The sequence below is a fragment of the Patescibacteria group bacterium genome (genome assembly GCA_041674405.1).
Taxonomy (GTDB): domain Bacteria; phylum Patescibacteriota; class UBA1384; order XYA2-FULL-43-10; family XYA2-FULL-43-10; genus JBAYVT01.
Genome location: JBAYVT010000001.1, coordinates 185487 through 204767, shown reverse-complemented (window position 1 = coordinate 204767; position 19281 = coordinate 185487). Strand labels below are relative to the sequence as shown.

Annotated in this window: 14 protein-coding genes and 1 pseudogene; all 15 read left to right on the top strand. The window is 41.4% G+C overall.

Annotated features, from left to right (window positions below):
• Window positions 1-20: 20 nt before the first annotated feature.
• The 15 genes and pseudogenes from WC080_01110 (at window position 21) to WC080_01040 (ending at window position 19231) form a co-directional block, all read left to right on the top strand.
• Entirely contained in the window at window positions 21-464 is a 444-nt protein-coding gene (locus tag WC080_01110) for a protein disulfide isomerase family protein (GenBank protein MFA7243875.1), read from the top strand.
• 277 nt (window positions 465-741) lie between these two features.
• On the top strand, window positions 742-888 hold the full coding sequence (locus WC080_01105; GenBank protein MFA7243874.1) for a DUF5679 domain-containing protein: 147 nt from the start codon (window positions 742-744) through the stop codon (window positions 886-888).
• Window positions 889-1081: 193 nt separating this feature from the next.
• On the top strand, window positions 1082-2503 hold the full coding sequence (locus WC080_01100; protein ID MFA7243873.1) for an undecaprenyl-phosphate glucose phosphotransferase: 1422 nt from the start codon (window positions 1082-1084) through the stop codon (window positions 2501-2503).
• On the top strand, window positions 2481-3584 hold the full coding sequence (locus tag WC080_01095; protein MFA7243872.1) for a glycosyltransferase: 1104 nt from the start codon (window positions 2481-2483) through the stop codon (window positions 3582-3584). Before WC080_01100 ends, WC080_01095 begins: the two co-directional genes overlap by 23 nt.
• Window positions 3585-3628: 44 nt before the next feature.
• Window positions 3629-5701 carry a DUF4012 domain-containing protein gene (locus WC080_01090; protein ID MFA7243871.1) on the top strand — a complete coding sequence of 691 codons (2073 nt, stop codon included), beginning with the start codon at window positions 3629-3631 and terminating at the stop codon, window positions 5699-5701.
• 279 nt (window positions 5702-5980) lie between these two features.
• Window positions 5981-8056, top strand: a complete 2076-nt coding sequence (gene gyrB, locus WC080_01085) for a DNA topoisomerase (ATP-hydrolyzing) subunit B (GenBank protein ID MFA7243870.1) — start codon at window positions 5981-5983, stop codon at window positions 8054-8056.
• A 21-nt stretch (window positions 8057-8077) separates the two neighbouring features.
• On the top strand, window positions 8078-11194 hold the full coding sequence (gene gyrA / locus WC080_01080; protein MFA7243869.1) for a DNA gyrase subunit A: 3117 nt from the start codon (window positions 8078-8080) through the stop codon (window positions 11192-11194).
• A gap of 125 nt (window positions 11195-11319) precedes the next feature.
• Window positions 11320-13221: a translation initiation factor IF-2 gene (gene infB / locus WC080_01075; protein MFA7243868.1), complete on the top strand. Its 1902-nt coding sequence runs from the start codon at window positions 11320-11322 to the stop codon at window positions 13219-13221.
• A gap of 144 nt (window positions 13222-13365) precedes the next feature.
• Window positions 13366-13857 carry a hypothetical protein gene (locus WC080_01070; protein ID MFA7243867.1) on the top strand — a complete coding sequence of 164 codons (492 nt, stop codon included), beginning with the start codon at window positions 13366-13368 and terminating at the stop codon, window positions 13855-13857.
• Window positions 13858-14032: 175 nt separating this feature from the next.
• Window positions 14033-14833, top strand: coding sequence for a diadenylate cyclase CdaA (gene cdaA, locus WC080_01065; GenBank protein ID MFA7243866.1), 801 nt, complete (start codon window positions 14033-14035; stop codon window positions 14831-14833).
• A complete protein-coding gene (locus tag WC080_01060; protein MFA7243865.1) occupies window positions 14834-16063 on the top strand; it encodes a CdaR family protein in 1230 nt (409 codons plus the stop codon).
• A 71-nt stretch (window positions 16064-16134) separates the two neighbouring features.
• Window positions 16135-17235 carry a CHAP domain-containing protein gene (locus tag WC080_01055; protein MFA7243864.1) on the top strand — a complete coding sequence of 367 codons (1101 nt, stop codon included), beginning with the start codon at window positions 16135-16137 and terminating at the stop codon, window positions 17233-17235.
• 210 nt (window positions 17236-17445) lie between these two features.
• Window positions 17446-18426, top strand: a pseudogene (obgE, locus tag WC080_01050) (GTPase ObgE).
• A 45-nt stretch (window positions 18427-18471) separates the two neighbouring features.
• Window positions 18472-18849: an NUDIX domain-containing protein gene (locus WC080_01045; protein MFA7243863.1), complete on the top strand. Its 378-nt coding sequence runs from the start codon at window positions 18472-18474 to the stop codon at window positions 18847-18849.
• A 16-nt stretch (window positions 18850-18865) separates the two neighbouring features.
• On the top strand, window positions 18866-19231 hold the full coding sequence (locus WC080_01040) for a hypothetical protein (GenBank protein MFA7243862.1): 366 nt from the start codon (window positions 18866-18868) through the stop codon (window positions 19229-19231).
• Window positions 19232-19281: the final 50 nt, after the last annotated feature.

Below are 19281 nucleotides of genomic sequence, written 5' to 3'. Positions count from 1 at the left end.
TTTATTCAGAAAGGGAGAATATGAAAAACAAACCACTATATCTATTCGTATTTATCGCAGTGATTATTGTAATAATTGGGTTGGTTATTTTGTTTTATTCCAATAAAAAATCTAGCAGCGAACAAGCAAATTCGGACAATTCCGGCGAAGGTAATGTAGCAGGGGTGACCACAGAGGATCAGGATTTCGCCACTGGACTTGCAAAATACATGACAGCTCAAGGAATGGTAATGTATGGGGCATATTGGTGCCCTCATTGCAAAAGCCAGAAGGAAATATTCGGAGATGCCTTTAAATATGTTGATTATGTAGAGTGTGATGCTTCAGGACCGGATGCAAATCCAGACGAATGTGTCGCCAAGGGCATAGAGGGATACCCGACCTGGATTTACAACGGAACAAAATATTCCGGTGATAAATCTTTGCAGGAACTGGCAAATATTGTCGGATATAATCAGAAATAGACAGAATATTGTGCAACATTCAAGAATGCGGCTCTTGCTGCATTTTTGTTTTTCTGTCGGGAACAACAATGGTAGTAAATTTATTGTAGCTATATGCATTTTATATCTTAATCGTAATTAGCCAATATGAGAGCCAATATTATATCTTGGAATATTTCTGTGGCAAAAAAGTAAAATTTTCTTTTGAAAAAGTGCTTGACAAGCGTGATCCACGCCTAATACAATGGTTTATGTACGTAAGATAAGTAAAAATCCCACACGGAAGGAGGTGAAGAAAATGGCACAAGCATATTGCGTTAAATGCCGCAAAAAGGTTGAGATGCAGTCAGCTGAGCAAATTACCATGAAGAATGGCAAGCCAGCAACAAGAGGCGTCTGCCCAGCATGTGGTACTAAGGTTTTCCGAATCGGAAAAGCCGCCTAATCAAAGACTCTTTTAATTTTTGTTTTTGATAGTGAAAAAAGCCTGAATAAGGCTTTTTTCATTTCAGCCTAATGAAAAAGTTGTGAGACGCGAGCTTTTTTCATTTCAGCTATCGTCGAAATATCGACGATCGTCCAATTATCGGCGAATTATTGAATAATGGTATCATATAAGCTAGAATCAAGTTACATTTATGAAGAAAGCCGAATTATTTTTTATATTCGTTTTGCTTCCCTTGGATATCGCGATGATAATCGCTGGTTTTGCATTTTCTTACTTGCTTCGAATAAACCTTGAAATTGGCGAAACGTTTAATCGCAATGGATTTTGGCAATACCTTCAGTATGCACTCTATCTCATTCCCATTTGGATAATTATTTTTGCCGCCTTTGGTTTGTATAGAAAAAGAGCAGACCGAAACCCGTTTTCCGATTTATTCAAAATTTTTATTTCAAGTTCTGTGGTTATACTTATTTTGACCATGATTTTGTTTTTTTCGAAAACCACATTTTTTTCAAGAATAATTTTGCTTTTAACTTGGGCATTTAGCATAATTTTGATTTCATTTGGCAGAATGCTTCTAGACCAGCTTCAAATTTATCTTTTAAAATTTGGAATCGGGCGCCGGAATATACTTTTAATTGGTGCAGATAATGTCACTTCGTTTGTGGCAAATGAAATCAGAAAAAATCCTTCCTTAGGTATGCGGGTGGCTGGGGTTGCATCAGACGATGAAAGATCTGGTGAGGCCCTGAAATATCTTGGCAATCTGTCTGAGCTCTCAAAAATTATTTCTGAAAAACAAATCGACCAAGTCATCGCATCGGAATCTAAACTCTCACAAACTAAAATCGCGCAAATTATAGAAACTTGCAGCGATAGGTCTATAGCTTTGAGCTTTGTTCCCTCAATATTTGGCGCAATGACCATAAGCGTCAAAAACGACACAATCGGGTCGATGCCACTTCTTGATGTCCAAACGATTGCTCTGGACGGCTGGGGTAGAATCATTAAGCGAATCTGTGACATTATCTTTTCTGCTTTATTACTTATCGTTTTGTCCCCGATTTTGCTAATAATTGTGCTGTTGGAAAAACTGACCTCAAGGGGTCCAATCTTTTATTCTCATGATCGTATTGGCCGCGATGGAAAAAAATTCAAAGTTTATAAATTCAGATCGATGTACATTGATAAATGTGATTTTAAAGATGGCGGCGCCAAATGGACTACGGCCGAAGATGAAAAGAACAGAATTACTCCTCTTGGTAAAATAATTCGGAAGACAAACATTGATGAATTGCCCCAGTTTTGGAATATATTGATAGGTAATATGAGTTTTGTTGGGCCTCGTCCGGAACAACCAACCTTTGTAGAAAAATTTGAGAGAGAAATTCCTGAATATTATAAGCGACACAGGGTCAAATCAGGCCTTACCGGTTGGGCGCAAGTCAATGGTTTAAAAGGAGACACCTCTATTCCGGAGAGGGTGAGATATGACATGTTCTATATTGAAAATTGGAGCTTGTGGTTTGATATGAAAATTGTGATTAAAACGATCGGTTTAATAATTTATGAAATATTCGGCGGAAAGTATGAATATCACACTCGTCCATGATTGGCTCACAAATATGGCTGGAGCAGAAAGAGTTCTTTTTGAGGTCAAAAAGATTTATCCTGACGCTCCGATATATACTTCGGTATTTGATCCGGTTGGTGCCAAAGAATTTGCAAAATTTGATATCAAAACCAGCTATTTAAATAATTGGCCGTTTTTTAAATCAAAAAGAGAACTTCTGATCCCATACACCCCACTTGCATTTGAGTCCTTTGATTTTTCCAAGTACGATGTTGTGGTTTCATCCACGAGTTTTCCCTCAAAGGGCATAATTACAAAGCCGAATACCGTACACATATGCTATTGTCATACGCCATCTCGGTATTTGTGGGAACCACAGGTAGATCCCAGGGCTAGTAAAGGGTTCCTGTCGGGTCTTCGGAAAAAAGTGGCGCACAAAAATAGAATCTGGGACATCGCCGCTGCTGAACGAGTCGATTATTACATTGCAAATTCACATTATGTAGCTAAAAGAATCAAAAAATTTTACCATCGAGATAGTGTGGTCGTATATCCGCCGGTTGATGTTGAAAAATTTTCACCAGACAAAAATGGCAAAACCGGAGACTATTTCCTGTTTGTTTCCAGGCTTGTCGGGTACAAACGATGTGATCTTGTTATTGATGCTTTCAATAAGTTGGGGCTTCCGCTCAAGGTTATCGGCCGCGGGCCAGAGAAGGAAGCGTTGGCAAAAAAGGCAAATAAAAATATTGAGTTTCTGGGTTTTTTGAGTGATGATGAGATCAAAAAATACTATTGTGAAGCGAAAGCGTTCATTTTCGCGGCCGAAGAAGATTTTGGAATCGTGCCAGTAGAGGCGATGGCATCCGGCCGGCCTGTGATTGCTTATGGGATTGGCGGTGCAGCGGAAACAATCGTGCCCGGTGTAACAGGCGAATTTTTTACCGAACAAACAACAGACTCATTAATTGCTGCAGTCAAAGCATTTGACCCAAAGAAATACGATACTACAAAAATCAGGAAGCATGCCGAAAAATTCTCATCGGAAAGATTCAGGAACGAATTCAAGACAACGATTGATAAATTAGTTTCTAGCTATACTAATACTAATTCAAAATGAGTTGCCAAAAACTAAAAGTCAGAAACTAATATGAGGCGAGGGGTGTGAGGAAAATTCACGACATCAAAATCAGGACTAATAGAAAAAAACCGATTGCCGTATCTTACGAAAATAGAGACGGCTACGATGATGGTTTTTGGCATGGTTCCGAAAATTTTGAAAAGAAGCCAATTCTGAGCGATAAACTGAAAATGGCGATTGCACGAGGAAGTATTGCTGTAGCAATTTTAACATCTCTTTTAGCTTTTTCACTTGCCCGAGCATTTGATGCTAAAAGTAAAGTAGAAATCTTAGTTGAAAACACTAAAATTTATTTAGACAATGCGTTTTCCAGCTTAAACAAGGGCGAAATCGATCAGGCGCTGTCCGAAGCTGAAAAAGCCAGAGCAAATATTTCTGAAATAAAACTCAATCTCCAATCTTGGGGGCAGGATTTAAGTTATTTAAGTTTGATCTCCAACAAACATTCCGACACGGTTAATTTGGAAATGACGCTCGATGCAGCAAATATTATTTTAAATACGCTTACCGACTCGCAAAAAAGTTTGGAAGCAATAATTTCCGAAGAGTTTGCTAAAGATAAAAAGGACAAAAACGTCAATTTTGCTGTTGATATTGCCGCTGTGTCAGAAGCATTTTCAAAAACCATTTCAGATTCGTCCGATAGATTATCGGATTGTGAAAAAATTTTAAATAGAATAAATCTTGGTCAGCTAGGATCCTTCAAAAATAGTATAGAAAAAGCCCGAGCGGCAATTTCCTCGGCAAAAAAGTCGATCGAATCTTCTCAAAAACTTGTTTCTACAGACTTGCCTTGGATTTCGGCAAAAGATGGGCAAAAACGTGATTTTCTGATAATTTTTCAAAACAATGCGGAACTTAGGGGTGGAAGTGGCGGGTCCTTTGGTTCTTTTGGGGTAGCACATTTTGAAAATGGCAAGTTCAATGGAATTGATTTTGGCACGAATATTTACAAAATCGATCATGCATTTGAGGCCACAACAAAAATTGCACCGCCGGATGATCTTTCGTGGGTTGTCAGAGATGGGACATGGGCACTAAAGGATTCCGGATGGGCTGTTGACGGACCCGAGGCATTTGAGAAAATTAAATGGTTTTATGAAGCTGAAACAGGACAGAAGATTGATGGAGTGTTTGAATTGGACACATCTGCTTTCGTGGATATATTACGATTAATTGGCCCGGTTGATTTGCCGGCTTATGAGAAAATAATTGATGCAAATAATTTTGAAATGGAAACAGAAAAAGAAGTACACCAAGATTATTTCAACAAATCGGGTGCACTAGAGGAAAATGAGCCCAAAAAAATGCTTGCGGATATGATGCCGGCTGTAGTCGATCGTTTGATTTCCAAACTTTCCGACAAAACAGAAATTGTAAACTTATTTAAAACGTTCTCGGATTCTTTCAGCCAGAAGCACATGATGTTCTACGCTTTTGACAAAGACATTGAGGCTGACTTGGAAAAATACAATATCGCCGGAAAGGTCTTGAATACGGGAAACGATTATTTATATGTTAATAATTCAAATTTGAATGGGTTCAAATCAAGCTCAAACATTTTGGAAAATTTATCATTAGATTCCACTATTGGTAGCGATGGAATAGTAAACAATTCTCTTATCATCAATCGCATTCATAACGGATCGAATGAATGGCCAGACGGATACAACATCAACCTTTTACGGGTTCTTTTGCCAGCAAATTCGAAAGTTACAAATTTTGATCCGGTTGTCGGTAACTTTGAGCAAAATAGCAATTCTGGCTATAAAAATGGCCAGCCCTATTGGGCAAGCGAAGAGGCGGGTAATCCCGAAATGGTTTTTTGGATCAACACCAAACCAAAAGAGGAAAGTAAGGCTACCATCAATTATTCTTTTCCAATAAATAACTTTGACCAAAATGGATTGATTTACTCCGCTGTTTTTCAACGCCAGCCAGGTGCAAACGCCGACAGAATTACTTATACGCTACATTTTCCAGAAAATTTAGTACCGATAAATCTACAAGAGTACAATGCGGAGACAAATTCGGCAACTTTTAATTTTGACTTAATTTCTGACAAAAACATATCAATCAAATTGCAACGGAAATAGTATATTTTAAACAAGCAATTCTCAAGTATGGGCCTACTAATTATACACAATAATTGGTGATGCTTTTTGCTACTTCCAGAGGGTAAATTCTGGAATTTTAGATTCATTTTGTGCTTGGCAAATCTGGAGTCGAGTGATAAAATATATACGTAATAATTAATTCAAAATCAAAATTTCAAAGCCAAAATTGCAAACATTAAGTAATTAATTGCAACGGTTATTGTTTTTGGATTAGTTTGAAATTTATTCTCGAAATTTAATGTTAGATTAGGAGTTTTGATGCCGGAAGACAAAGATAAGAACAAGCAAGCCGATTCTTATAACGCATCTCAAATTACTGTTTTGGAAGGACTTGCGCCGGTCCGAAAACGACCGGGCATGTATATTGGCGGCACTGGAATCGACGGCCTCCATCACTTGGTTTGGGAAGTCCTTGACAACTCAATTGATGAGGCGATGGCCGGTTTTTGCGATAAAATCGAAGTTATTATTCATGAAGATAATTCGGTTTCCGTTGATGATAATGGCCGAGGCATTCCGGTTGACAAAGTTAAAGCGACCGGTAAATCGGCTCTTGAAACAGTTCTTACCGTTCTTCATGCGGGAGGTAAATTCGGCGATGGAGGATATAAAGTATCCGGAGGATTGCACGGGGTGGGCGTTTCCGTCGTTAATGCTCTTTCAACCTGGGTGAAAGTGGAGGTCAAAAAAGACGGAAAGCTGTATTTTCAAGAGTTTGAACGCGGAGTTGCCAAAGAAGAAGTCAAAGTTATCGGCGAAGCATCGGATACCGGTACCAAAGTGACATTTTTGCCTGATCCGGAGATATTTTCTAATATCAATTTTAATTTTCTTACCATCTTGGCTCATAGCCGACAACAGGCTTATCTGACTAAGGGGGTTATGATTACGGTTAAAGATCTTCGCGATAAGCCTTCGCAGAAAGAAGAGGCAAAAGAGGAAGAGCCAGAGGAAGGATTCGAAACCGAAGAGGACAAAGAGGATTTCGAGCAAAACATGAAAACCGGCCGTGGCTCGGCTGCGGACGAGAAGAAGGAATCAATTGTTGCCCACAATCCAGAATATTCCTTTTATTTTGAGGGTGGAATCTCTTCCTATGTCCGCCATATCAATAAGTCGCGAACTCCGCTTAATGATCCGCCGATTTATATTGAGAAAGAATCCGATAATGTTGTTGTTGAGCTTTCACTTGCCTACACCGATGATTTTAAGGAACATACTTATACTTTTGCTAATAATATTAATACCGCAGAAGGCGGCACACATCTGACCGGTTTTAGGACGGCCTTAACTCGCGCAATTAATGATTATGCTAAAAAGAATAATTTGATTAAGGGAACAGCCCTTTCTGGTGAAGATGTCCGAGAGGGATTGACGGCTGTTTTATCAGTAAAATTGCCCGATCCACAGTTTGAAGGCCAGACGAAAGCGAAGCTTGGCAATACTGAGGTTAGGACTATTGTAGAATCTGTCGCCACGGAATCGTTGGGGTATTATCTTGAAGAACATCCTGCAGAAGCTAGAAAAATCATTGAAAAATGTTCGATTTCAGCTCGTGCCAGGCTTGCTGCCCGTGCCGCCAGAGATACTATTATTCGTAAGGGTGCGCTCGATGGAATGACTCTCCCTGGGAAGTTGGCGGATTGCTCTTCAAAAGATCCAAAACGATCAGAAATATACATAGTTGAGGGTGATTCTGCTGGTGGGTCAGCCAAACAAGGCAGAGATCGTGAATTTCAAGCGATTTTACCCCTTCGGGGAAAAATTCTTAACGTTGAACGGGCCAGGCTTGATAGGATGCTCTCTTCAGATGAAATCAAAGCCTTGATTGTAGCACTTGGTATCGGTATCGGTGAGGAGGTTGATTATTCGCGCCTTCGGTACGACCGCGTCATTATAATGACTGATGCGGATGTCGATGGTGCGCATATCCGTACACTTCTCCTTACGTTTTTCTTTAGAAATTTTCCAGATCTTATCGAACGAGGGCACATCTATATTGCCCAACCACCATTATATTCAATAATCAAGGGAAAAGATAAATACTGGGTCTATTCTGACGATGAAAAAGATGCGAAGGTCCGTGAAATTAAAGCTGGCAAGGAAGAGGTAACGGGTATCTCGATTCAGCGCTACAAAGGTTTGGGTGAGATGAATCCCGGGCAGCTTTGGGAGACAACCATGAATCCTGAAAACCGCATGCTGTGGCAAGTAAAACTGGATGACGCTGAAAAAGCAGACGAAATATTTTCAATGCTAATGGGTGATCAAGTACCTCCTCGCAAGAGATTTATTCAAACTCAAGCGAAGACGGTTAAAAATTTGGATATTTAACATAAATGACAAGGAACTAGTATGGACGAAGAGAAAGACCAAAACAAGAACGACAATGATGTTTCTGAAGACCAAACCGGACAAGACGATAACTCGATAGCAGAATCTGAAGAAGAGCCCGAAGAAATTGAACCTGTTCATCATATGTCTGATGATACCGGCGAAGTTCATGAAGCTGAAAACATTGATTCAATTCCTGACGAAGTAATCGAGGAAGAAATCAAGAGTGAATTTGGCCTTTTAAAACCGCGGTCATTGATAGAAGAAATGCAAGTCTCATATCTCGATTATGCTATGAGTGTTATTGTTTCTCGGGCACTGCCTGATGTTCGCGATGGCCTGAAACCGGTTCACCGCCGCGTATTATATGCCATGTATTCAACGGGGCTTCGCCACAATGTGAAATACCGCAAATCGGCAAAAGTCGTGGGTGAGGTACTTGGTAATTTTCATCCACACGGCGATTTAGCGGTTTATGATAGCTTGGTGCGTTTAGCTCAAGATTTTTCAATGCGTTATCCTATGATTGATGGCCAGGGAAACTTTGGCTCTATGGATGGCGATTCTGCTGCTGCAATGCGATATACTGAGTGCCGTATGAGCGCAATTGCAGAAGAAATGCTTCTTGATATCGATAAAGATACCGTCAACTGGCAAGATAACTATGATGGCTCGACACAGGAACCAATGGTATTACCGGCAAGAATTCCGCAACTATTGTTGAACGGTTCCATGGGAATTGCCGTTGGCATGGCAACCAATATTCCACCTCACAATTTGGGAGAATTGTGTGATGGTGTCATACATTTGATTGATAATTCTGAAGCAACTGTTGATGATCTCATGGAATTTATAAAAGGGCCAGATTTTCCAACTGGCGGAAATATCTACAATATTGAAGATATCAAAACAGCATATGCGACCGGCAAGGGCCGCATTATGATGCGGGCAAAAGCTGAGATCGAAGAAGCGAAGCGCGGCTTCCGTATCGTGATCACGGAAATTCCATATCAGGTAAATAAAGCAACTTTGATCGAGAAAATTGCTGAACTTGTAAAGCTGAAAAAAATTGATGGAATTTCTGACCTTCGAGACGAATCAGACCGCCGCGGGGTCAGGGTTGTGGTTGAGCTCAAGGGCAGTGCTTATCCAAATAAGGTTTTAAACCGCCTATTTGAGCTTACAAGCATGCAGACGGCATTTCATGTAAATTTGCTTGCCTTAACTCCCGATCTTGAACCAAGGGTGATGTCACTCAAAGATGTGCTTGGTTATTATATTGAACACCGGAAAGAAGTAATTACTAGGCGCAGTGAATATGAGCTTAATCGTGCCAAAGATAGGGCTCATATTTTAGAAGGCTTGAAAATTGCTCTTGATAATATCGATGAGGTTATCAAGACAATAAAAGAATCCGAAACCCGTGATGCGGCAAAAATAAATTTGATAAAAAGGTTTGAGCTTTCCGAAAAACAAGCTGACGCTATTCTGGACATGAGGCTTTCGGCATTAGCAGCTCTTGAGAGAAAGAGAATCGAAGATGAGCTTGCCGAAATTATGAAGAGGATTGCTCATCTTGAGGATATTCTTGCTCATCCCGAAAAAATTCTTGGGCTTATCAAAGATGATCTTTCTGAAGTTAAAGAAAAATACGGCGACGGCAGAAGAACAGTTGTCGTTCCGCATGCCCTCGGATCATTCTCTGCTGAAGATTTAATCCCGAACGAACAAGTAATTGTTTCTCTCTCCCGAGGCAACTACATTAAGCGCCAAGAGGTTGGGACGTACAGGAAACAAGTCCGTGGCGGTGTTGGTGTAGTTGGGATGACGACCAAGGAAGAGGATATTGTTGATTATCTGGTGTGCTCATATACTCATGATGATATATACTTTTTTACCAACCAAGGGCGCGTGTTCAAGAGTAAGGTCTATGAACTTCCGGCAACTTCACGCCAGTCAAAAGGCACACCGGTAGTAAACATAATCCAGCTTGGTCCAACTGAAAAAGTAACTTCAATTTTGACTGTCCCGCAAGTAAAAGACGGCATGAAATTCTTTGTCATGGGGACCAAAAACGGCCAAATCAAGCGTACAGAAATTGAAAAGTATGACAATATAAGAAAAACCGGCATTGTTGCAATCGGCTTGAAATCTGGCGATGAGCTTAAATGGGTTAAGGCAACTTCTGGCAACGACACGATTGTCGAGGTCTCTGAAAAAGGCCTTGCAATCTGCTATAACGAAACTGATGCCAGGCCAATGGGACGATCTGCAAGCGGCGTAACCGGAGTGAGGCTCAAGGCTTCCGATAATGTGATGTCGATGGATGTTATTCATAGCAAATTTGCGGGTATATTTGACGAAACAATCACCAAATATACTGGGCCGGATATGCTAATTGTTCTTGAAAATGGATTTGGAAAACGCACAATGCTGAAACATTTCCACTTGCAGAAACGCGGAGGAATGGGAATAAAAGCCGCTAACTGCACTCCGAAAACTGGTAACGTAATCGGTATGCATATTACCTATTCTGATGAAGGAGATGTTGTCCTTGCTTCAAACAAAGGCCAGTTTATAAGAATGGCACTTAAAGATATTAAACGTTTGGGCCGAGACACTCAGGGCGTTACGCTCATGAGATTAAAGGGAGGAGATAAGGTTGCGTCTGTTGCCCTGATTTTGCCGAATGATGAAGACGAAGGAGATAGCAGTCAGCTTCCGCTGGATAATGGAAAACCGCCAAAATTAGATATTAAGCCACAAGAAGAAACAAAATCATCCGATGAGTCGAAAAATAATTCTTCAAAAGAAGTTGCCAATTCGCAAAGTGTTGAAAAAAGAGCTGCAGAAAAAGATGAAAAGAATGATCCGGCTGCGGAATTAAAGATTAAATCCTACAAGGAGCCAAAAGTGCCGGAGACAAAATCAACAAAACAGCCAGAAGAAAAATCAAATTCTTCGAAAACAATTATTCCAGAAATCCATAATTACAAAGAAACAGCAGAGGTGAAAGTAAGGGAAGAAAAAAACGAGGAAAAATCAGTTGAAGCTGGGTTTACGATCAAAAAGGTTCCTTCAATAAAAAAGGATGATGAGCCAAACTACTGGGGTAAGCAAAAAGGGTTGTATAACTAGTGTCAAATATCTAATTATTTTACTCGATACTAGGATCTAAACATGTTGTGTTTGCTCTTCGTTGCGAAGAGTGGTTAAGTGTGCTATTCTTAGTGAGCGTAAAAGGGTAATTTTCGCTTTTAAAAATGCAAAAGAAACGATATCCACAAAAAAAGAGCGACAAAAAAAAGCGGGCGCAGAATCGCCGCTCTTTTGCTACCCAAAATAATATTCCTGAAATGCAGGAAACAGCCACTAGGGAGAGTAGGGGAGAAATATTAATTCCTGCGGTCATTACGGTTAAAGATTTTGCCGTCGTAACCGGCTTGCCTGTAACTAGCATTATTTCTGAACTGATGAAAAACGGCATATTGGCCAATATTAACCAAACAATTGATTTTGAAACAGCGGCTATCATTGCGGATGATCTTGGAATCAGTGTGAAGGAAAAGGAAGAAGAAAACCCGGTAGAATCGCAAGAAAAGGCAAAGATTGAAATCTCATCCGAGGGATCCGAAATTCGCCCACCAGTCGTAACTATTATGGGACATGTCGATCATGGCAAGACTTCACTTTTGGATAAAATCCGAGAGGCACATGTCGCCGAGGGTGAATCAGGCGGAATTACCCAGCACATTTCTGCTTATCAAGTCACGCTAAACAAGGTAAAAAGTGGCATTAAAAATCGCACTATCACATTTATTGACACTCCTGGACATGCAGCCTTTTCGGCCCTTCGAAGCCATGGAGCGGCAATTACGGACATAGTCGTTCTTATTGTTGCGGCCAACGACGGAGTTATGCCGCAAACGCAGGAAGTGATCGAACAAATCAAGCTTCATCATGTGCCGGTGATTGTCGCCATCAATAAGATTGACCTGCCTGATGCTGATGTAATGAAAGTTAAACAACAGCTCTCCGAATATGAACTTGTTCCAGAGGAATGGGGCGGTAAAACACCGATGGTAGAGGTTTCAGCGAAAACTGGCATTGGCATTGATAATTTACTTGAGCTTATTTTACTGCAAGCTGATCTTATGGAACTAAAAGCTAATCCTTCTGACAAGGCTGTCGGAGTGGTTATCGAATCACATATGCATAAAGGAGCCGGAGCACTGGCGCTTGCGCTTATCGAAAATGGTACCTTGAAAGTCGGTGATCCCGTCCAGATAGGCTCGTCATGGGGTAAGGTTAGAATATTGGAAGATTATCAAGGAAGGCCAATCAAATCAGCTCCACCAAGCTTTCCAGCCCGAGTTGCCGGATTAAAATCATTGCCGACTTTTGGTGACAAATTAATTGCTTACGACAATGAAAAAGAAGCAAGGGAAGCAGCATCGCAGATCAAAGAAAGCATAAGTATTGCTCATGTTGCTACGGCACAAAAAGTTGGAATTGAGGAGGTGGCGGACGATATTGCCACTGGAAAATCCAAGGAATTAAACATTGTTCTAAAGGCAGATGTAAACGGATCGCTACAAGCAATCAAGAAGTCATTTAACGAAATCGATACCCAAGAAATTAAAATGAATGTCGTATCCGAAGGAATTGGCACGATTTCAGAATCAGATATTACATTTGCTAAGGCGACCAAAGCAATCATTATTGGTTTTCGAGTCAAAGTGCTTCAGGCAGCTCTAAAAATTGCTGAAAAAGAAAAGATCCCAGTAGAGCTGTATGATGTTATTTATAAACTTATTGAAGATGTTAAGGGGGCACTTTCTGGTATGCTTCCTCCAGAAATTATTGAAGATGAGCTTGGAGGCGGCGAGATTTTGGCAATATTCCGTGATGACAAGAAAGGTGTAGTTGCTGGCGCAAGGCTTGATGGTGGAAAAGCTGCCATTGGAAATGAAATCAAGGTTTTCCAAAATGACAATGAAAAGTGGCGAGGAAAAATTCTCTCATTGCGAAGAGAAAAGGACGAGGTTAAAGAAGTTGATGCCGGAATTGAGTTTGGATTTGGTGCGGATGCCGGAGCAAAGATTGCTGTAGGTGATAAAATTATCATTTTCAAAACTATCGAAAAACCCAGAACGATAGAATAACAAATAATATCTTTTCGGAAATAATAAAAAAGATCGAGTTCTCGATCTTTTTTATTAGTCTGAATTACTGATTGATCCTTGACATTAAAGGATAAATCTTGTATTGTCTAGTGCGAAACTCGAGTGATAAAGGAGTGGTGCCCAATGGGCGAAGAAGCCCAACTGAATGTCGGGACGATGCCCCACACCGACTTCAGGTATGAAGAGTTCGAGGGGCTGCTGGCAAGTATCTATCTCTCACTTCTGCCACTGAAAGAATCTTCCCGTGCGGAAGATGTGGCAGACTGGGAGAAGATTGTCGGAATCCTCGATGATTTTGCAGCACGCCACAAGGTGCAAAAGCCGGAGGCGGCGGCAGAACATCCGAGGCCGACACTGGAAGAGTGGGGCCAGCCAAGCACGGAGTGCTGCTTCACGCTGTGTGAGCTGGTCACGAGAAGCTTCATGGTGGACTTCGGGGTTTGCAAGGGGGAAGATGCCGTAGCCTTGTGCGACCTTGCCGTCACCATGGGTGTGGCTCTCGAACGCCACGGCGTACTTAAGCTGCGGCGGGAGAATGATGTCCCGATGGGATTCGAGTCGTTTAGTCGGGACAAGGAGTTTCTGACTCTGGCTCAGGTCATGGAGGAGGCCTAAGCCTGCCCGGGGCGGACATTTGCTGTTCGTCCACCCCTCAACACATAAGTGTTCTGATGAGTCGTTGAAAATTACGACGAAAGGGGTCTACCCGTATTTTTTGCATCAAATTCTGCTTGTGGTAAAATGATAGTGTATTCATTTATTACAACAGAGGGATTTTTCAGTGGATTCAATGTCTGGTCAAGTCCTAAGTGTTACATCAAAGGCTAGTTATTTTTTTGAGAACCTCCATGCTACTTCGTGGCCTCTCATAATTCTCGATGTGTTTATAGTGACGGTTCTTTTTTATTGGGCTTATATTTTTCTGCGAGAAACGCGAGCGATGAGAATCCTCTATGGCCTATTTTTTCTCCTAGCTCTTATGTTGATTGGCAGATTAATGAATCTGGTACTATTAAATTGGATTCTCCAATATATTATGGCGATGCTTGTTGTTGCAATTCCAATTGTTTTCCAGCCCGAGCTTCGAAACGCCCTTGAGCGGCTTGGCCGGACCAGATTTATCAAAGATTTTGGCCGCGGTACACAGCTTAATGTAGTGAACGAAGTTCTTGCGGCGGTAGATATTTTGTCCAAACAAAAAATTGGCGCTTTGATCGTTTTTCAGCGCAAAACCGGTCTTCGGGAATATATTGAACGAGGGGCCGAGCTAGATGCCGTAGTATCCGCCGAGTTACTCCTTTCGATATTTTTTCCTCGATCCCCGCTGCACGATGGAGCCGTCATAATTTCCGGATCGAAAATAGTTGCCGCATCGGTTACCCTGCCAGTATCCGATTTTGAGGCATCATCAAAAATGGGAACAAGACATCGGGCTGGTCTTGGAATAACCGAAAATTCTGATGCGGTATCTGTAATTGTGTCGGAGGAAACTGGCAATGTTTCACTTGCTGCGGATGGGGCGATTGAGAGAAGAATCGGCAGCGACCGGCTAGAAAATCGTTTAAGATCACTTCTGAGGAGTGGAAAGTAGATGAAATTCAAACCTCGAAAATTTATCAAAAGGTATATACTATCAGATTGGCCGGTGAAGCTAATATGTATTCTTGCCGCGCTGGTGCTGTGGGTTTATGTTGCGTCAGGACAAAGCACCACCGGCAAATTTCCTTCAAAAATTTCGATCAAAGCCGAAAATATTCAGACAGGGCTCATACCCATATATGATGAAAAAGAAGTTGAGATTCAAATATCTGCGGAACCAGCTGTTTGGAACAAGCTTTCTGCTGATTCTTTCCGCGCCACCGTGGATTTAACCGGCTTGTCTGAGGGAACATACAACCTACCCATAAGTGTGATCAGCACGGTGGAGGGAGTTCAAATTGTCAAAAAAACACCCGACAAAATTATGGTCAGCCTAGAACCATCCATCAATAAAACCATCAATGTAAATAGAAAAATTCAAGGTTCTCCGGCCGAGGGCATGGTTGTGGGTGATGTTACTTATGATCCCGAAAGTGTTGTTGTTTCTGGCCCGAAGAGCATTGTAGAAGGGATCTCAGAGGGAGTTGTAGTCATTGGGCTTTCTGGGGAAGCAAATAATTTTGAAAAAACCATCAAAGTCCAGGCTTTTGACGACCAGGGCAATGAAATTACAAATGTTGTATTCAATCCGATGGATATCAAAGTTTCCGTGTCTATGGTAAGGGCTGGAAACAATAAAACCGTAGGCATAAGGCCGAAAATTATCGGAAATCCGCAAGATGGTTTTTATATCTCAAAGGTGAGCGTTCTCCCAAACACGGTGGATGTAACGGGGTCAGAGTCTGCCCTTCTAGCCTTAAGTTTTCTTGAGACCAGCCTGATAGATGTTAGCGGGCTTAACGGGTCAACGGATAAAACCGCAAGTATTGTGATTCCTGATGGAATCGCGCTTGATCCCGGACAGGTCGCCTCTGTTAAGGTAAATATTGTTGCATCAGAAAACATAATTACACGGCAAATGCCGGTTACAATTATTCCCTTAAACTTAAACAATCTGAATTTTAGTTTTACGCCCCAAGCAATAAATGCGGTCGTTTCTGGGCCTCAGTCGGAGATCAATAATCTCGGTGCGGGTGACGTGTCGTTGTCTATCGATTTTTCAGGCAAACCCTCCGGCACATATTCTTATGATATTAATGCTTCTGATATAAAAGTTCCACAGGGAGTGACGGTAAATTCAGTTTCTCCTTCCTCAATTTCTGTTGTGCTAGCCAACAAATAATAGAACTTTTTATTCAAGCCTTGACAAAATTCGAGGCTTGTATATAATGGTTAACGTTGTAGGAAAACACAATGATTTTACAAGATGACGTAGAACCGCCGCATAAACGTAGCGGAAACTCAAAAATCAAAAATTTTACTTTAAAACTTTCCAAAACTAAAAACCATTTAAATAAATATTTTGACGAATTGGCGAAAGCCAAAAAGCTAGCAGCGACCGGTTACAAGGCTACTGCTATTTTTTGTGGGCAGAATATTTCTGCTTTCAAAAAAATGCAGAAAACCGGAATAATTTCGGAATATCTTCCGCACGCTGTTGTAACTGCTCTTACTCTAATCGTGGTTGGTTCAAACTTTGTGGTGCAAGCAAGGGCAAAAAATTCCGATTCCCTTGTTCCTGCTGAACCGGAGCAAGAAATCGCTGTAGCTGCTTCTGTAGATCAATATACGCCGCTGATTCCAGACGGGCATGTCAATGTGGAAAAAGCGTATTTGGCATCAAGCCAATCGTTTACAGAAGTAAAAACCACCGTTGATACCAATATCACTGCTCGAGAAGAACCTTTGCCTGATAACTCAAGTGGATCTGTGCAATATACCGTTCGATCCGGTGATACACTTACTGGTTTGGGCTGGAAATTTGGTGTTAGGTTAGCTTCAATTAAATATGTAAACAATATGGGTAGCTCCGACCTTATTAAGCCTGGCCAAACCATCAAAATTCCACAAGCCGGTTATGAGGTTTCCGATTCCGCATATGCGGCTCAGCAGGCAAAGCTTGCCGTAGCTTCCAGAAGCACCGTTAATCGTTCCTCGAGCTCAAGCAGAAGTAAAACAACCTCGATTAGCCATCCAGCCGGCAGCCGAAACAACGGCTATCCTTATGGATACTGCACATATTATGTGGCAACTCGCCGGTCAATGCCGACCAGCATGGGAAATGCCAAGAACTGGCTTTCTTCGGCTCGATCACGCGGAATGTCTACTGGTTCAACCCCGGCTGTTGGCGCGATTGTAGTTACCTCTGAATCTTGGTGGGGACATGTTGCATATGTCGAAAGTGTAAATGGAAACTCACTCACGATTTCCGAGATGAATTATGCCGGATGGGGTGTAGTCAGCCGCCGCACAATATCTGCCGGTGAAGGCGCGATTCGAGGATTCATATATTAGTCCGTAGTTTGTAGTCCTTAGTCTGTAGTATAAATGCAAAAATCCCTAGCTTCATGAGGGATTTTGTGTTATTATAGAATATAATAATAGGAAATTACTGCACAGAAAAATCACACAGAAAGACACAGAAAAATATCATTTCTGTGAATCTCATGAATCCATGCTGCAATCAATTCTGTGAAATTCTGTGATAACCATTCTGTGAAAGTCATGTTTTTTGATGAAGCGAAAATTTATGTGAAAGCCGGCAATGGCGGAGATGGGTCTGCCTCTTTTCGCCATGAAAAATATGTTCCAAAAGGTGGGCCCGATGGGGGAGATGGAGGAAATGGTGGCAGTGTCATCATCTCTGCCGATTCACACACATCGGATCTGTCTTATTTTAACCGCATCAGAAAATTCAGTGCGGAAAATGGCCAAAATGGAATGGGTAAAAAAATGCACGGCAAAAACGGCGATGATCTTAAATTGAATGTGCCCCTAGGCACACAAATATTTGAAGATGATAAATTGGTAGCTGATCTAGCGGGTGATGCCGGTTCATACGTCGCAGTAAGTGGGGGGCAAGGCGGCTGGGGAAATGTACATTTTGCCACCTCGATCAAACAAGCTCCAAAATGGTCAAAAAAGGGCTTATTCGGAGAATCAAAACGTTTAAACCTGGAACTTAAAATGATCGCAGATGTAGGGCTCATCGGCCTTCCAAATGCTGGTAAGTCAACTCTCTTATCGGTTATTTCCAATGCTAGGCCGAAAGTTGCCGACTATCCCTTTACTACGCTTACGCCGAATCTAGGGGTTATTAAGGGTATAGATCGCAATGTTATTGTCGCCGACATCCCTGGCTTGATTGAAGGAGCATCGGCTGGACGTGGGCTTGGCGATCGATTCCTAAAACATATCGAGCGCACCAATTTGCTTGTGCATGTGATTGATTCGATGAGTGACGATGTGATTCGTGATTACAAAACAATTCGCAAGGAGCTTGAGGAATTTTCAAAAAACTTAAGCAGCAAAAATGAAATTGTTGTATTAAATAAAACCGATGTTGAATCTTCAGAAAACATCAAGTCAAAAATCGGGCAATTTGAAGAAATTAGCGTGGTTGCTATTCCGATTTCTGCCGCAGCTAATAAAGGTATAGAAGAATTAATAAAAGTTATTCTTTCGGAGCTGAATCATCCAAATAAAGTAAAAAATCCAGCAGGGCACACTCTAAAATCAGGCGGAATAGTTGTGTTGGAGCGCCAAGGCAAAAAATATGTTCTGATGATCCAGCGGCCGCGTCACAACAATGAGTTTTCATTTCCAAAAGGCCACTTAGAGCCTGGAGAAGATGAAAAGAAAGCGGCTATCAGAGAGATATTTGAAGAAACCGGGGTTGTAGTGTCTGATGGAACTGATCTGCCCGATTTCGAGTATGTAAATAAAATGAACCCGAAAGGAATCACCTGTAAAATGTTTCTTTTTAGATCAGAGAAAGTGGATCTTGGAGAAAAAGAAACCGACGAAATTCCTGTTTGGGTGTTGCTGAATGAGGTCAAAGAAAACTTAAATTATCAAAATATCAAAGATTATTTTGCTTCAATCAGTTCTAAAATTGACAAATTATAAGGAAAAAGGAGGGATCATGGCGATTGAAACAGAAGCCGCTCCAGAAGAAGAAACTGTGGATCGGGAGCGGTCGATCTGTAACCGGCTAATCTCGGATCTCGAGAGCGAAATTGAACGGGTAAAGGGAAGAATCGATCGTGAACAGCAAGTTGATCGAGCCCTTCATGGAGAACAGGGCGGCCTGTATCATATCAACGAGAGCGAGATCCAAACGCTGGAGAATATGATTAAAATTCTCCGAGAAGGCAAAGATCGGCGGGAAATCGAGCATTTTCTTCAAAGAAAGATTGAAAATGAGCGTTCACTGGGTCAAGACACGGCCGCAGATGAAGATGATTTAAGATTTCTAGAATCGCAAGATCAAATGCCGGAGGCAGCATAAATTAGTGGAAAGTGTAAAGTGGAAAGAGAAAAGCTTAAAAAAACAAATTA

Excerpts from the sequence above, each read along its gene's own strand:
- WC080_01110 (MFA7243875.1), top strand. The coding sequence starts at position 21 with ATGAAAAACAAACCACTATATCTATTCGTATTTATCGCAGTGATTATT.
- WC080_01105 (MFA7243874.1), top strand. The coding sequence starts at position 742 with ATGGCACAAGCATATTGCGTTAAATGCCGCAAAAAGGTTGAGATGCAG.
- WC080_01100 (MFA7243873.1), top strand. The coding sequence starts at position 1,082 with ATGAAGAAAGCCGAATTATTTTTTATATTCGTTTTGCTTCCCTTGGAT.
- WC080_01095 (MFA7243872.1), top strand. The coding sequence starts at position 2,481 with ATGAATATCACACTCGTCCATGATTGGCTCACAAATATGGCTGGAGCA.
- gyrB (MFA7243870.1), top strand. The coding sequence starts at position 5,981 with ATGCCGGAAGACAAAGATAAGAACAAGCAAGCCGATTCTTATAACGCA.
- gyrA (MFA7243869.1), top strand. The coding sequence starts at position 8,078 with ATGGACGAAGAGAAAGACCAAAACAAGAACGACAATGATGTTTCTGAA.
- infB (MFA7243868.1), top strand. The coding sequence starts at position 11,320 with ATGCAAAAGAAACGATATCCACAAAAAAAGAGCGACAAAAAAAAGCGG.
- WC080_01070 (MFA7243867.1), top strand. The coding sequence starts at position 13,366 with ATGGGCGAAGAAGCCCAACTGAATGTCGGGACGATGCCCCACACCGAC.
- cdaA (MFA7243866.1), top strand. The coding sequence starts at position 14,033 with ATGTCTGGTCAAGTCCTAAGTGTTACATCAAAGGCTAGTTATTTTTTT.
- WC080_01060 (MFA7243865.1), top strand. The coding sequence starts at position 14,834 with ATGAAATTCAAACCTCGAAAATTTATCAAAAGGTATATACTATCAGAT.
- WC080_01055 (MFA7243864.1), top strand. The coding sequence starts at position 16,135 with ATGATTTTACAAGATGACGTAGAACCGCCGCATAAACGTAGCGGAAAC.
- WC080_01040 (MFA7243862.1), top strand. The coding sequence starts at position 18,866 with ATGGCGATTGAAACAGAAGCCGCTCCAGAAGAAGAAACTGTGGATCGG.